This is a genomic window from Bacteroidales bacterium (assembly GCA_021648725.1).
Classification (GTDB): Bacteria; Bacteroidota; Bacteroidia; order Bacteroidales; family JAADGE01; genus JAADGE01.
This window is the reverse complement of sequence record JAKISF010000033.1, coordinates 1-14,360: the sequence shown is the minus strand read 5'-3', so window position 1 is coordinate 14,360 and position 14,360 is coordinate 1. Positions and strand designations below refer to the sequence as shown.

Here is a 14,360-nt window from a genome sequence, read left to right as displayed (position 1 = left end):
TTAAATTTGAAAAAAATAACAACTATAACAGGACTAATGGTCAACTCAAGCTTTGATTATCAGAAAAATATTTTAATAACACGATTTGAAGGTAATGTTACTTTAAAGGAAGTTGTTGATTATATTAATGCAACGAGGTTAAACCAAGAATATCCCCGAAAGTTGCGTATTCTAACTGATTCAAGCAAATCAACCATGCTGATGGTGCCTGATGATTTACAACATATTGTAGAGGCTAATAATGAATCTTTAAAAGAATACACATATATTATAGATGCTATTGTGTTAGAAAACCCAAAAGATACCGCCTTATCCTATTTGTATAAAGAGATTAGTAAAAATAAGAATTATTTCTTTCAATTATTTTCAACGAATAAAGCAGCAAGGAAGTGGTTAGAAAACTTTGAACCTGTTTTATAAAACGGAATTATCAGCAAAGCAGGTGTTTTCAAGCTTATTCAAGAAGAACTAAATTATAAATTATTAATATAAGGCGATAATTTATGGTTCTGTCCCGAATATTTCCAAATTGCATTAAGAGCAACTTCCCATTTTAAAGCTGAAACTCCTTCTCTTCCTCCTATTATTCTGTATGCTTCTCCTGAATAATAAATTTCAAGTCGTTCGTTAACTTGCGGATTAATGGTTTGCAAGTCATCAAAATTTAATGTTAATACTTCTTCTTTTTCCTTAAAATTAATTTCTATCCTGTTTGCGAATAATTTAACATCTGCAATTCCTATAAATTTTAAATCAACATCTTCTTTGCTGTGATAAATTTCAGAATTAAGGTCTTCAAATATTACGTCTTTATAGTTTGATTTTAATTTATTATTTATAAAATTCAGCAAGTAATTTTCTTCTTTTTCAAACCAATCTCTGATATTATCAAAATATAAATTCCCTTTTGAAATTCGTTCAAAAAAACCGTATTCATTAATATGAATATCGTAATTGCAATTGACACATTTAAAATCATTTTCTTTTGCTCTGAAACTGTCAATTCCCTGACATTCAGGGCAATAATATATTGTATGATTAATAAATTCTGCTCTCCGGTTTGAATGTATTTTTATTTTATGTTTTCTTTGCCATTCAACTTCATCATGAAACATTGCATTTTCTAACAGTTTAAAAATTTTATTTTCGGAATATGTTTTAACATCATTTTTTGAGAATAATAATTTGTATTCAACTTCAACTTTTGCTCGCCTTAGTTTTCTTGACCAACGAGGGTTAAACAAATTCATGCCTTTTAAAACCGGAACAACAACCGGAACTTTTAATAATTTAATTAATTTTGCAATTGAAGCATCCACAGGCTGAGTTTTTCCCGCCCAATTTCTTACGGCTTCCGGGAATATTCCGATGTTTTCGCCTTGTTTAATAACTGAAATAATATCTCTTATAACTTTGGTATCTCTTATGTTTTTTTTCTTGGGAATAGTTCCCAGTCCGTTAAGAAATAAACGAATTAAAGGTTTTCTGAAAGCAGCATCGGAAGAAACAAAATGAGTAAAATGCGGCAGAAAATTTCCCGTAACAAAAGGATCCCAGTAGCCTACATGATTTCCGAGAATTAAATACGGAGGTTTTAGCCTCTTCACTTCTTCGGGCATTACTTTTTTTATTTTGTAAATTCTTGCAAAAACAGAAAAGAAAATAAAAGTTATGAATCTGATTATTAGAGAGGTAGGGTATGCTCTTTTTTTATTCATCAATATGTTTTTTTAGTAAAGCTAAAAACTTTTTTAAAGAAATGTATTCTGCACCCAAACTTTCTAAATGTTTTGTATAAACTTGGGTGTCAATTAATTTTATGTCTGAATTTTCAATTAAAAATGCCAATGCAATTTTAGACGTATTAGGTTCTGTGCTGAACATGGATTCTCCGAAAAACACTTTGCCTAATTTCACCCCGTATAAACCGCCGACTAAATTCCCGCTTTTGTTTTTAACCTCAACCGACTCAGCTAAACCGAATTTATGTAATCTGAAATAGGCTTCGATAATATCATTGCTTATCCATGTTCCTTCATCATCTTTTCGCTTAATATTTTTACAATTTCGCATTACGTTTTCAAAGTCTTGATTAAAAGAACATGTATAGATGTTTTTATTAATTAAAAGCTTCAAACTTTTTGATTTTTTAAATCTTTCGGGAAATAAGACAAAACGAGGATCAGGTGCATGCCAAATAATAGGCTCACCTTCATTATACCACGGAAAAATTCCGTTTTGATATGCCAACAGCAATCGTTCCGGTGATAAATCTCCTCCTATTGCAAGAACTCCGTTTTCGGCATATTTCGGGTGGGGAAAAATAAGTTCTTCTGTTAATTGATATACAGGCATATAAGCATTAATGTTGAATAACAACTTTTCTGAATATAATATTATCCTCGATTTTTATTTTTAAGATATAAATTCCGGAAGATAAATTTGAAACATTGATTTTATTGTTTTCGGTTGAAGACAATATTAGTATTCCGTTTAAAGAAAATAATTCAATTTTTTCGGCTTGTTCAGAAATTTGAATATAATCATTTGTCGGATTCGGAAAAACATTAATCTCATATTTATTTAATTTGTCAATATCAACAGGCGAACATCTCCATTCGGCATTCCAACCCGAATAAACAGTTGCACCGTCGGAATAAAACTTAATCGTAATTGCTCCTCCGCTTGCTTCAACAATTCCCGGACTTGTTGTTCCGGAATATCTTCCGATTAAGGGTGCATTTATATTTGCTCCGTCGTATATCCATAATGAATCATAGTTTGCTTCTAATTCAAAAGTTGTAAAGTTTAATGCTAAATAATCCGTATAATCTGTGGGTGCAATTGTAAATATGTAATCTTCTCTGTTATAATGTTCTCTTGTGGGTCCCCCCATATCATAAAAATTATAAGTTGAAGGTATAACAGCACAATTTGAAAAATAATTTTGTATTAAATTCCACATTTCAGAATAACCGTCGTCATAACCTAATGCCCAAATACCTATTCCTGCAATATCTTGTTGTTTAACAACATCGTATTTGTATTTCAAAGAATTTTCATCGTCAACCCATGCTTGATGCCAAGTTCCGCCGGTGTAATAGTTATAATATGCACACATGCTGTTTGCATCAAGCTGTTTGTCGGAATAATAACCGTTTGAGTTATTCTTTATTGTTTTTATAGTTCTGGCTGTACCTGAGTTTGTAGTTGAAGTCGGAACATTATCGGAAGTTGTTTGCCATTCATATCCGTAATACGGAAGTCCGCAAACTAATTTTTCTCGAGGTACACCGGCATATAAATAATCAATAATTGAACGAGAAATTGTTCTGTTAAATGTATTCATCATATATAATTGCCCCGAAGGACCTGCAAGACTGCTGCCGGGCCAATAATAATCATAAGCCATAATGATAAATAAGTCGATATAATCTTTAAGCAAAGGTATATCATAAATATCATTCCAATCAACAGCATGAAGGGCAATACTTATTTGATAATCAGGGTTTTCAGTATGAAATTGTGTGGCAAGATTGACCAAAAAGTTATTGAAATTAACAGCTTGACTGCCGGGAACAAGTTCAAAATCAACATTAATTCCGTTTGCATTTCTGTTTTGTACAAGTGTAAGTAAATTATCAATTAAATTTTGTTGAGCTGTTGCATTTTCAAAAAAAGCTTGATGATTATCAAATAAGGTAATACACAAGTTTACGCGAACTCCGTTTGTTTGTGCATCATCAATTACGGTTGCAGTTTCCCAATTATTTGTTGTAACAGGGTCGCCTGTCAAATAGTCAATTTCATAAGAAAAATATGACAAATCGGAAAGAAGATTCCATTGATAATTTGTTTCTAAACCATTTGACCAATACGGATGCCAACCGAAAACAATTTTTTCAATAGTGCAATTTTTAGATTTATTAACCTCAGATATTTTATTCGGAGTTTTAAATTTAAATAATTCATTTGGTGAATATATTGCCAAGGAATCAAAATATTCTTTTTGATTCTTATGTACTGAAAAATTTGTAACAGTTTGTGAATATGTGCCTGTGTTTAAAAATAAAACAATTAAAAAAAGTGTAAATATTGATTTCATAAAATTAAATTATGTGTTATTTTTTTCGAGGTCATTTTCATATAATTCTCTTATAATACCGTCTGCTAAACTTGTTCCGGGAATGTATATGTCTTCGGAATCCGCTATTCCCATTATTTTTAAATAAATTTCAAGTGCGGGAATAATAACATCTGCTCTGTCTGTTCTGAAAGTATATTTTCTCATTCTTTCTTCAACAGATATATTATTAAGTTCATCATACAGTTTTTTTAAAGATACAAATGAAACATTATTACTTTTAAATAATTTATTTATTTGGTTAATATTACCTCCTGTTCCCAATAATTTGATGTTATTATAGTTATTTTTAATTTCTGCAAGTTCATTTTCAAACTTTTTAAGTTCATTTTGTTTTACTTTTTCTTTTAGCATTCTCACCGTACCTATTTTATAAGAATGAGTACAAATAATATCATCATTTTTAAAAAGTGTAAGTTGCAAACTTCCTCCTCCCAAATCTGCCGAAAGATAAGTTGCATCATAGGGAAGATTATGTTTATTTGTTTCAAAAATTAACATTGCTTCTTCTCTCCCGCTTATAATTTCAATATTTACACCTGTTTTTTTTTCAATTTTATTCAGAATTTCTATTCCGTTTTCTGCACTTCTTACCGCAGAGGTTGCACATGCCCGGAACATTGTAATATTGTAGAAATCAAGCAAGTTTTTGTATATTTTAATTGCTTTAATAAACTCTTTTTCTTTTTCTTTCTTAATTTTATTGTATAAAAATACATCGCCGCCTAAACGTAAAGGTAACCTTACATATACTCTTTTTTTTAAGATTGCGTTACCGTAACTGCTGCCGGGTAAAACATCTTTTATAATAAGACGAACAGCATTTGAGCCGATGTCAATTCCGGCATATCTTTTTAAGTTCATAATAAATGATAATTTTAACAAAAATATAAACCAAAACTAAATGTACAATACTTTTTAGAGGTTTATAACATTTCAGATAAAATATTTCAAAAATTGCATAAGAATTTATATATTTTACTTAATTTTGCAATCCGTTTACGGACCCGTAGCATAACTGGATAATGCACTTGACTACGAATCAAGCGATTACAGGTTCGAATCCTGTCGGGTTCACATTGAACCTTAAAGCCTTACAAGATGTGAGGCTTTTTTGTTTTTGCCTTCAACATACAAATCAACATACAAAATTGGTTTTAAAACTAAATTATTTTAATCTCTTAAATCTATATGCTTTATATTTTTCTAATTATTACTATATGTAAATAGCAAATATTTTATTTAAAATTCTTACATTTACCAATGTAATATATTTGGATTTTTAATAGCACGAAGTCTTATTTTAACAATTGGTATAGTATAAATATAATAATATGATTAGATTTCATTTTTGTAATACATTTATTAAAAACATAAAAGGAAAGGCGTTTGAAAAAATTGTATATAATAAGATTTCAGAAACCCAAGAACTTTCTGTCTTATGCAATACTGCCAGCTTGTCTTTTGTAAGTGGAAATATCTGGACATTAAAAACATATTATCCTGAAACAAAGACGATTATTGAGGAGCAAAATATTATTATTGATAATATCGAAGTAAAAGTTTTATTTGTAAGGGATATAATTGGAAATAATAATGTTGAGTATAATTATGTGAAAAATATTTATCCTCAATTAAAAGATGGTGAATGGTTGAGAAATAATATTCTATCTAAGACAGATAAAGATAATTTTATTAAAAATTACAGAGATGAAAAATCAAAGATAAAAAAAGGATTAGATTATCCTCCTCAAGAATTAACTTCTTGGTTTAAGGGTTTCAAAATAGAACCAAAAAATGAAATATTTGAAACAGAAGATTGGGTTAAATATGCCCTAAATAGTTCCTTAACAGAAGGAATGATTGATAAGAGAGTTGATATATTTAGGATAGTTATTAATGATATTGTTGAAGGTCGAATAACAGGTGAAATTATTAAAGAAGAGAATGGAATAGTTATTCTAAAATATACAAACAATGAAATTGGTGTTTTATATAGCAAAATTGAGCTAAATAACGAAGACACAATTTTTATATTATTTAATGGTGCTATTTTAAGTAAACAAAAAGAACACTGGGAAAAAGCCCTAATAGAAATACAGTCAGAAAAAATCGACTTCACTAAAAGCAAAGAAAGCATTAGTCGCAAGGCATTTAGGGCATATCCCAAATGGACAATTACAAACTATGACGATTGGTATCCTATCCAAAAAAGTAAGGAATTTAGCAATCTTTCATTAACAAGCGAACAAATTGACTTTTTTAATAATTTTAAATTCCCATACTACATAAACGGACAAGCCGGTAGCGGTAAGTCCACAATGTTATATTATATTTTTGCAAATTCATTTTATTACAAATGTCAAGATGAAATAAAAGGAGATATTATCTTTCTTACAGAAAATGAAACTCTTTTAAAACATTCAAAAGATGCCGTTTTTGATTTATTAACTAACAATACGGAATTTAAAGTTCCAATTGAACTGGCAAGTCAATGTAGAAAAAACAACTTCAATTCTTTTAAGAAGTTTTTATTTGAGATGCTTCCGGAAAATGATAAAACTAATTTTAAAGACACTAAATATTTAGATTTTTCTAAGTTCAAACAATTGTATGAAAACTCTAATTTGCCAAAACATATAATAAACAGATACTCAGCCGAAGAATCATGGTTTACTATTATTACATTTATATATGGTTACAATTTTGATGAAAAAATTACAAGTGAAAATTTTGAGAGAATTTATAAAAAAGCAAAAATAATTCCTAAATCTAAGTTTAAAGGAATCGAAGATAATGTTTTGCCATTTTATGATAAACTAATAAATGAAGAAAGTTATTGGGATAAACTTAAAATAATAAAGCATATAAGTAAAAACGTAGGCATTAAGAAAAAATATAGTGTTCTAATATGTGATGAAGCACAGGATTTTTGCAGAGTAGAATTGCGTTTTATTTTGAGATTATCAAAGTATTTAGAGTATGATTTGTCAAAAATAAAACAAGTCCCTATTGTTTTTGCAGGAGACCCAAACCAAACAGTAAATCCAACAGGATTTCGGCAAGGTGAGATGACAAGCATGCTTCATGAAGAATTGAAAGAAATTGCTAAGTTTAATAATCAAATTCAAGACTACAATCCTTCTTTTAATTATCGTTCTGCCCAACCGGTTGTATCTGTTGCTAATTTTGTGCAATATCATAGAAAGAAAAATTTAGGTATAAAACAAATAAAACCACAAGAAGCAAAGCGTCCAAATAATGATAGTAACAGAAATTTCAATGTTTTTTTAAGTTATAATTCAATAGAAAATAATCCAGAATTAAAACAAGACTTAATAGAAAAATTAGAACATAAAATATTTATTATTCCTGTTAATGCACAAGAAAAGGACGAGTATATTAGAAAGCACAATTTATTGTCATTAATTGATGAAGTAGAAGTAAAAACGTCAGTTGAAGCAAAAGGAGCAGAATATGAGCAGGTTGTTTTATTCGGCTTTGGAGAATATTTTATACAAGAATTAAAAAATCTATCAAAAAACAAATCAGATATTGAAGAATTATTTAAGAGAGGTTTCTTTTTTAATAAATTATATGTTGGTTTAACCCGTGCTCAAACAGAACTATTAATAATAGATAACGAACAATCTGAGGAGTTGTTTTGGAAAGAACTTGTTAATAATGTTGATATTTCAACAGATAAATGGATGATTTTAAACGATTATAAAAATGATACAATTTTATACAATCCGGGAACTATAAAAGATAAAATTGATAACAGCACAAAAGACAATGCTCTTAAAAATGCCGAACAAGATAAGAAACAAGGTCTTTATGATAATAATCCGGCAAGACTTAAAGTTGCGGCAAAACAATTTATTAAAATTGGGGAAAAAGAACAAGGTTATGAATGTTTAGCACTCTCAGAAGAAATCAATGAAAACTGGCAAAGTGCAGCTGATTTTTATTTAAATCCGATATTCAAAAAACCAAAATATGAAGAGGCTGCAATTTGCTTATTCAAAGGTAGGTTTTTCAACGAATTAGTATCACGAATTGGGAACAATTTAAGGACAGTTGAACAAGACATTAGAATTATTATTTCTCGTTTAATAAACGGAGAAAAAATAATGAAACAAGATATTGAGATATTAACTCAAAATCAAAATAAATTAGATGAAATAATTAAAAATTTAGAATGGAGAGACGAATTAATAAGTCAATTTATTTTAAGCTCAAAATCTATTCAAATATTAGAACAAAAAAAGGATTTAGTTAAAGTATTAGAATATATTGCAAAATCAAATGACATAGATTTATGGATAGAAATTGGAAATATAAGATTTGAATTAAATCATTACAAAGAAGCTATTGATGCGTGGAACAAAATTGATTTTTTTGAGGATAATGAGAAGTATTATATTTCGCAAGTACAATTAGCCAAACACAACAACAACTTTGAGGAAACTATTTTATGGCTTGAAGCACTTCTCAAATTTAAAAAATCAAATGACCGGACAACTATCTACAACGAAATAATTGAAATTCACAAACAATACAGTTCTGATAATTATTCTTCTGATTATTATTTATTTGTATTTAAGGCATTCATTATTCAACAACCTCAAGATGAAACAGTACTGAATATCGGAAGGCTTATAGAAGAAATATTTGACAAAAAACAATATTAATCCGGCGGAAATATAAAGTGATTTAAGCAGCTGCATATTTTATTGATTTATGATGAAAAAAACGTGCAACTCGCTCAGGATTTCTTTGCAAAAAAATCATATGAGATTTTACATTAGTATTCATTTGCTTTTCATTTTTAGGAGAGGCTTTTAGCCCTATCCCACTTTTTAAATCATTATTCAAATATTCATCCGGGTTTAACTCAGGTGAATATGAAGGAAGGTAAAATAGCTCAATTTTATTTTTGTTCTTTTCTACCCATTTTTTAACAAGTTTACTATGGTGAACTTTTAGGTTATCTAAAATTAAAAATATTTTCTTTTCTGCTCCTTTTATTAATCGCTTCATAAATATAATAAATTGTTGTGAGTTCATAGTTCCTTTGTATGTCATAAACCTTACCTTTCCTTGATTTGTTATTGTAGAAATCATATTTAAAGATATTCGTTTTGCCATAGTTTCTTTTACCGGTGTTTGTCCTTTTGGTGCATATGAACGTCCATACTGACTTGTATTTCTTATGCCTGTTTCATCTCCCCAATGGATTTCTGCTCCTTCTTTTTTTGCTTTTTTTACAATAGAGGGATACTCTTCTTTAAGCCATTTGTTTACTGATTTTGAATTCTGCTCATAAGCTTTCTTTTTAGGCTTTTGAGGGCTAAATCCCCACTCATTAAGGTAATCACCCATTGTTCTTATTGCAACTTCAACCTTATATGTTCTTTTTATTAAATCTCTAATAGCTTTCCTTGTCCATAAAGCATATGGTAGTTTTAATTGGTCAGGCATCTTATCGGTAATCATTTTTTGAATCTCTTTTTCTTGCTCACGGCTTAATAATCTGCCGGTTCCTTTTTTTCGACCTCTTATTACTTCTTTTAATCCTTTCTTCCCATATTTATTGTATAACTTAATCCACTGATAAACTGAGTTTTTATGAACCCCTAACAAAAAAGCAATTTCATTTTGTTTTAATTTCTGAGTATGCATGTGAATAGCACGAATTCTTATTGCTTCTTTTTCCTCTTTACTTGCTCTGCGTAAATCTATTTTTTCCATGCTGTAAAGATAGAAAAAATAATCAATATGCCATATTATTTATCCGCCGACTTAATACCATATTTAGCATATTTTCTTCCTTTTTCTATTGCCCAAATAACATTTCCATAATCAAAATGCCAGTATTCCTTAGGGTCAACTACAAAGCCTTCTTTGTCAAAGAGATTGATAAGAAGTTCTCGGTTTTTTCTTACTTGTGGAGAAATATCAGGATGAAATGGATAGCAAGTTTCATTAAGTTCTAAATTTAGGTCTTCATTATTTCCAAAGTCCATAACGCAATCTTTTTCCAAATCATAGATTAATGCGTCCACAGCCCCACCGGTTGAATGCATTGATTCTTCTTCAGGAGCAATGAAATATGAAACTATTTTATTAATTTCTTTTAATGATTTATTGGGATGGTCTTTTGTTATAATCTTAATTCTTCTATCCCGCAAAAGTTTTTGGTGTGCAAAACCTCTCCATACGGAACGAATGATTAATCTTTTATCTTCCTTATCCAAAATTTTGCTTATTCGTCCTATTTTTTCAAAAATAACTTCTCTAACCATATATTTGTAATCCTTGTAAAAAGATGGTTCAAACACTAAATTAAAATTTGATTCTTTTAAGCTGATTAACGGAGAGTGGTCCTCTTTAATGGTAATAGTTGAAATAAGTTGCTTTTGGAAGCGGTCTAATCGTTCAACTAATTCGCAATATTCTTTTGCTGTCATATTTCTTTATAGATTTTAATTATATATGGCGAAGTCATAGATGAAAGTAAAGCTCCGTAATTGAGATTAAACTCAACGGTATCTCCTACTCTGAGTTCTAATTGTTTGGTATCGATAATGATATGATCGCTGCTTGCCCCGAGAATATCAATATCCAATAGGGGCGTTAATCCTGAAACTAAAACATCTTGTAATCCAATTCCGAGTATAGCTCTTTTCATTAAACCAAGGTCAGGAAATTTTGGAATATTTCCAAATGCATCTTGACCAATATCGCCATAAGGCAAGGACGGCTTTCTTTTTGACTCAATAACCTCTGCAATTAAAGTAAATGCATCTGTAAATAGCTCCTTAATTGTTTTTCGCTCAAGAGTTTCACAACCTAAAAATATTGATTCGCCAATTCGTAAATTATTAATTTTTCCAACATCTTTTGTTGACATAAACCAATCGTAATTGGCTGAATTTCCTCCAGAAATAATTTCTAATTTTAATTTAAACTTATCTTCAATACTTTTTGCAATTGAGGATAAATACTCCATTTTCTCATCATTGGGTTTTATACCGCCAAAGCAAGCTAAATTTGTTCCAATACCTATGAGTTCAATTCCTTTCAACCCCATTACCTCATTAACGGTATTCTCTACGTCTAACAACATAATCCCCTCTCTTAAATCTCCCAATTCTACCATTAATATAATTTTATGAGATATGCCTTGCTTTACAGCATATTTTGAAAGTTCTTTAATTACAGAAAGCTCTGAGTTGAGACTGGTATCCGCATATTTCACGACCAATTCAGATTGACTTAAAGGGGTTCTTAGCAGAAGAAATTTTGCATGGATACCTGCATCATGCATTTTTATAATATTTTCAATTCTTGAATCAGCAAGGATATTGATACCGCTTTTTACTAAAACATCTGCAATGGCTGGGTCTCCGCAAACTACTTTTGTTACACCAATTACGTCAATGCCTTTTGAACCATAAAGCTCCCTTAACTTTTTTGCATTATGGACAATTTTACCAAGATTTATCTCTATTCTTGGTGTTTTCATATTTGTTTCGATTTCTCTAACAGTTCGGGGAATATTTCAAATAATTTTTTAATGAGTTTATCGCAACCATACTTTAAAATATCGGTGGTAGGCAGTCTGTATTTTTTTTCGTATTCCACAATAGTATTTTCTAATTCATCATCAGTCATATCTTCATGGTTGATTGTGATGGCAATCACCTTCGTTTTTGAGAAAACTTCTATCAATTCGATCTCACTTTCTGGTGTGGGCATTGGTAGGGTTGGATAATCACAATGATTCTTTCTTTTAGGCGGGTGCTGTAATATAACCGCATCGGGCACAGAGCCTCTGATAATAGCGTGTGATGATGTATAGGCGGGATGACTCAGAGCACCTTGACCTTCTACAACAATAATATCAGGGCGTTCTCCTTTATATGCATTTAGAATTGCATTTTCAACCTCGCCACTTGCAAAACCCGAACTTAAAACATCCACCACAGTGCCATACTTTGCACCCTGAAGCAAACCTGTCTGGCCAGTCGCAATAAATTCAGCATTCAGCCCTGCTTGTTGCAATGCTACAACAAGTTCTACCGCTGTTGTTCTTTTGCCAACCGCACAATCCGTTCCAAGCACTGTTATTACGGGAATTGAAACCTTATGAATACGTCCGGTAAAATTATGTAAATGCTTTCTCATCGGTGATTTTCTCATATCATAGATTTGTACATTATAATCATGGGCTTTCTGGACAAATTCTTCATCCTCAGTAAAAAATTCCGGGAGACCATTTATGATGTTCATCCCCAGTTTCATTGCGGAAAAGATAATCCCTCTATCATAATGGTCAAGAAATGCAGTAATCGCTGCAATGCCGTAGATGAAGTATTCTGGAACAAAGCCCAAAGTCTCGATGGCATCTTCGCTACTTTGGAATATTGGGATTCCATTTTTTATTCCATCAAGAAATTCTCCGGCATCGAGACCGGCTTTTGTACTATCAATAATTCCAAGAATCTGATACTTTTCAGAATGTCTGGCAAGCCCATTCGCAACCTTGCCATCTATCTTTCCAAATTCACCTTCGCAATATACTAATGATTTCATAGTTTTCCTTTTATATGGTTTGATACTCTTAATATCGCTATTTACTAAGTCTCTTTTGTATTATCCTGATATAGGTTGACCTTTTTTTATAATTATTTACCTTGTTCAGAGTCCGCAAAAAAGTTATTTCCGAATTTTTTTTATTGGTCTTTTAATGGACCAAAAAAATTCAGAATAACTTTTAAGCTTTTTGGCTCTTTTCAAAGTTTGTGCAATTTACTAAATAAGGCTAAGTTCTGAACAATACAGCAATTCTTTGTGTCTTTGTAAAATGAAATCAAGACACGAAATTAAGGCATTATTTGCACAATTGCCAAAGGCCGTACAAAGTGAGTTATTGAATGGGTTGCTGCAAGAGCATGAATTACAGGGCAAGATATTGAGTTCACTAGAGCAGCTTGTGCCTGAACAGTTATGCTCAGAAGTAGAGTGTGACGAATTGGAGCTGGCTATGAACAATAAAGGCAGCCGGAATCTGGACAGAAAATCAAGAAAGCGGGGAGGTGATTTCAAACGGAACATGGGAAAAGAAGAAGTCACAGTTATCCAGGTTGTGACGGCAGTTGAGCGCAAGGGGGAGAAATACCTTAAAACTGTTGTCTCAAAACGTCTCAGCAAAAAAGAAATCGCAAAGGCATTGGATGGGAAGCTGGCCGGGAACACAACCTTGATAACGGACAAGCACCCTTCTTTTAAGGCTTTTGCCAAAGACAACCCTGGCATAAAACACAAAGCATTATTGGCCAAAGATCACGTGGACAAAAATGATAAGACCATCCATCTGCAAAAAGTCAACAATGTCCATGCAGAGCTCAGAAAGTTTTTGCGCCCATTTAATGGGGTAAGTTCAAAATATTTACAAAACTATCTGAACTGGTACGCTTATGCTGATAAAATAGAGAAAGCAAAACAACTTTGAAACAATGGTTCTTGACAATGTTTCTCACAGACCAGGCATATCATCTGTTTGAGCTTTTTAAACAAAATGCTGTTATAATTAGAACTTAGCCGTCAGAGATTATCTTTTTCTCGATGGAAAACCCGAGAAAGTTGAAAGTGCCGAGGTGATGAACCTGAAGAAAGTGCTTCATTTTATTTCCAATTTTCCCCGTCCTTCAGGGCGGGGAGGAGTGGGCGAACCCCCACCGCCCTTTGCACTGCTTTCCTTCCGTACCGTAGCCGGATGCTGTCCATGGCCTGGTAGAGGCTGATCATTTCGGGGGCATCTTCAAACAAATTCAATTGCTGGTGGCCGCCCACCAAATGGCTGAAACGCACACCGATAAGCCGGATGAGTATCCTCCTTGTATAGAGGCGTTCAAATAATTCCAAAGCTGTTTCCATCAGCACATGGTCGAAAGAAGTGTAGGGGAGGTGCTTTTGCAGGCTGTGGGTGTCGAAATTGGCATAGCGGATTTTTACGGTGACGCATCCCGTAAGCTTTTGTTTTTTGCGCAGTTCGAAGGCGATTTTTTCCACCATCGAAATCAGTAGTTTTTTGAGTGCTGAGACATTTGTCGTGTCCTTTTCAAAAGTGCGCTCGGTGCTGAGGGATTTGCGTTCGGAATATTGCACCACAGGGGTAGGGTCGATGCCATTGGCTTTTTTCCAGATG

At 31.7% G+C, this 14,360-nt stretch carries 12 protein-coding genes and 1 tRNA gene; 4 read left to right on the top strand and 9 right to left on the bottom strand.

The window, feature by feature from the left end; translation table 11 throughout:
- The first annotated feature begins 36 nt into the window (after positions 1-36).
- Entirely contained in the window at positions 37-420 is a 384-nt protein-coding gene (locus L3J35_11300; GenBank protein ID MCF6366776.1) for a hypothetical protein, read from the top strand.
- Positions 421-473: 53 nt separating this feature from the next.
- Here the strand turns inward: L3J35_11300 and L3J35_11295 are convergent, their stop codons facing one another.
- Genes L3J35_11295 through L3J35_11280 form a run of 4 tightly spaced genes read right to left on the bottom strand, consistent with a single transcriptional unit; the run spans position 474 to position 5,008 of the window.
- Positions 474-1,718 carry a 1-acyl-sn-glycerol-3-phosphate acyltransferase gene (locus L3J35_11295; GenBank protein MCF6366775.1) on the bottom strand — a complete coding sequence of 415 codons (1,245 nt, stop codon included), beginning with the start codon at positions 1,716-1,718 and terminating at the stop codon, positions 474-476.
- Complete coding sequence (gene aat / locus L3J35_11290; GenBank protein MCF6366774.1) at positions 1,711-2,355, bottom strand: leucyl/phenylalanyl-tRNA--protein transferase; 645 nt, start codon at positions 2,353-2,355, stop codon at positions 1,711-1,713. The genes L3J35_11295 and aat overlap by 8 nt, the downstream gene beginning before the upstream one ends.
- A 7-nt stretch (positions 2,356-2,362) precedes the next feature.
- Positions 2,363-4,105 carry a glycosyl hydrolase family 18 protein gene (locus L3J35_11285; GenBank protein MCF6366773.1) on the bottom strand — a complete coding sequence of 581 codons (1,743 nt, stop codon included), beginning with the start codon at positions 4,103-4,105 and terminating at the stop codon, positions 2,363-2,365.
- A gap of 9 nt (positions 4,106-4,114) precedes the next feature.
- On the bottom strand, positions 4,115-5,008 hold the full coding sequence (locus L3J35_11280; protein MCF6366772.1) for a Ppx/GppA family phosphatase: 894 nt from the start codon (positions 5,006-5,008) through the stop codon (positions 4,115-4,117).
- A 139-nt stretch (positions 5,009-5,147) separates the two neighbouring features.
- On the opposite strand from L3J35_11280, the gene L3J35_11275 reads away from it, so the two are divergent.
- Positions 5,148-5,221 (top strand) — tRNA-Arg (locus tag L3J35_11275).
- 257 nt (positions 5,222-5,478) lie between these two features.
- The gene (locus tag L3J35_11270) at positions 5,479-8,838 is read left to right on the top strand and encodes a hypothetical protein (protein MCF6366771.1); all 3,360 of its coding nucleotides are present in this window, start codon (positions 5,479-5,481) and stop codon (positions 8,836-8,838) included.
- Between the two features lie 22 nt (positions 8,839-8,860).
- Here the strand turns inward: L3J35_11270 and L3J35_11265 are convergent, their stop codons facing one another.
- The 4 genes from L3J35_11265 to L3J35_11250 are packed head-to-tail and all read right to left on the bottom strand — an operon-like array spanning position 8,861 to position 12,745.
- Positions 8,861-9,898 (bottom strand): IS630 family transposase, encoded by a 1,038-nt coding sequence (locus tag L3J35_11265; GenBank protein ID MCF6366770.1) that lies wholly within the window; start codon positions 9,896-9,898, stop codon positions 8,861-8,863.
- A gap of 35 nt (positions 9,899-9,933) precedes the next feature.
- On the bottom strand, positions 9,934-10,617 hold the full coding sequence (locus tag L3J35_11260) for a hypothetical protein (protein ID MCF6366769.1): 684 nt from the start codon (positions 10,615-10,617) through the stop codon (positions 9,934-9,936).
- The gene (locus L3J35_11255; protein MCF6366768.1) at positions 10,614-11,675 is read right to left on the bottom strand and encodes an alanine/ornithine racemase family PLP-dependent enzyme; all 1,062 of its coding nucleotides are present in this window, start codon (positions 11,673-11,675) and stop codon (positions 10,614-10,616) included. Before L3J35_11255 ends, L3J35_11260 begins: the two co-directional genes overlap by 4 nt.
- Entirely contained in the window at positions 11,672-12,745 is a 1,074-nt protein-coding gene (locus tag L3J35_11250) for a DUF1611 domain-containing protein (GenBank protein MCF6366767.1), read from the bottom strand. The genes L3J35_11255 and L3J35_11250 overlap by 4 nt, the downstream gene beginning before the upstream one ends.
- Before the next feature lie 271 nt (positions 12,746-13,016).
- On the opposite strand from L3J35_11250, the gene L3J35_11245 reads away from it, so the two are divergent.
- On the top strand, positions 13,017-13,664 hold the full coding sequence (locus L3J35_11245; protein MCF6366766.1) for an IS1595 family transposase: 648 nt from the start codon (positions 13,017-13,019) through the stop codon (positions 13,662-13,664).
- 173 nt (positions 13,665-13,837) lie between these two features.
- On the opposite strand, the gene L3J35_11240 is transcribed toward L3J35_11245, so the two are convergent.
- On the bottom strand, positions 13,838-14,360 hold a 523-nt coding region (locus L3J35_11240; protein ID MCF6366765.1), incomplete at its 5' end, for a hypothetical protein.

Bases quoted from the DNA above. Each gene is read 5' to 3' on its own strand.
- L3J35_11260 (MCF6366769.1), bottom strand. From the start codon at position 10,617: ATGACAGCAAAAGAATATTGCGAATTAGTTGAACGATTAGACCGCTTC.
- L3J35_11295 (MCF6366775.1), bottom strand. From the start codon at position 1,718: ATGAATAAAAAAAGAGCATACCCTACCTCTCTAATAATCAGATTCATA.
- L3J35_11285 (MCF6366773.1), bottom strand. From the start codon at position 4,105: ATGAAATCAATATTTACACTTTTTTTAATTGTTTTATTTTTAAACACA.
- L3J35_11280 (MCF6366772.1), bottom strand. From the start codon at position 5,008: ATGAACTTAAAAAGATATGCCGGAATTGACATCGGCTCAAATGCTGTT.
- L3J35_11265 (MCF6366770.1), bottom strand. From the start codon at position 9,898: ATGGAAAAAATAGATTTACGCAGAGCAAGTAAAGAGGAAAAAGAAGCA.
- L3J35_11300 (MCF6366776.1), top strand. From the start codon at position 37: ATGGTCAACTCAAGCTTTGATTATCAGAAAAATATTTTAATAACACGA.
- L3J35_11245 (MCF6366766.1), top strand. From the start codon at position 13,017: ATGAAATCAAGACACGAAATTAAGGCATTATTTGCACAATTGCCAAAG.
- L3J35_11270 (MCF6366771.1), top strand. From the start codon at position 5,479: ATGATTAGATTTCATTTTTGTAATACATTTATTAAAAACATAAAAGGA.
- L3J35_11255 (MCF6366768.1), bottom strand. From the start codon at position 11,675: ATGAAAACACCAAGAATAGAGATAAATCTTGGTAAAATTGTCCATAAT.
- L3J35_11250 (MCF6366767.1), bottom strand. From the start codon at position 12,745: ATGAAATCATTAGTATATTGCGAAGGTGAATTTGGAAAGATAGATGGC.
- aat (MCF6366774.1), bottom strand. From the start codon at position 2,355: ATGCCTGTATATCAATTAACAGAAGAACTTATTTTTCCCCACCCGAAA.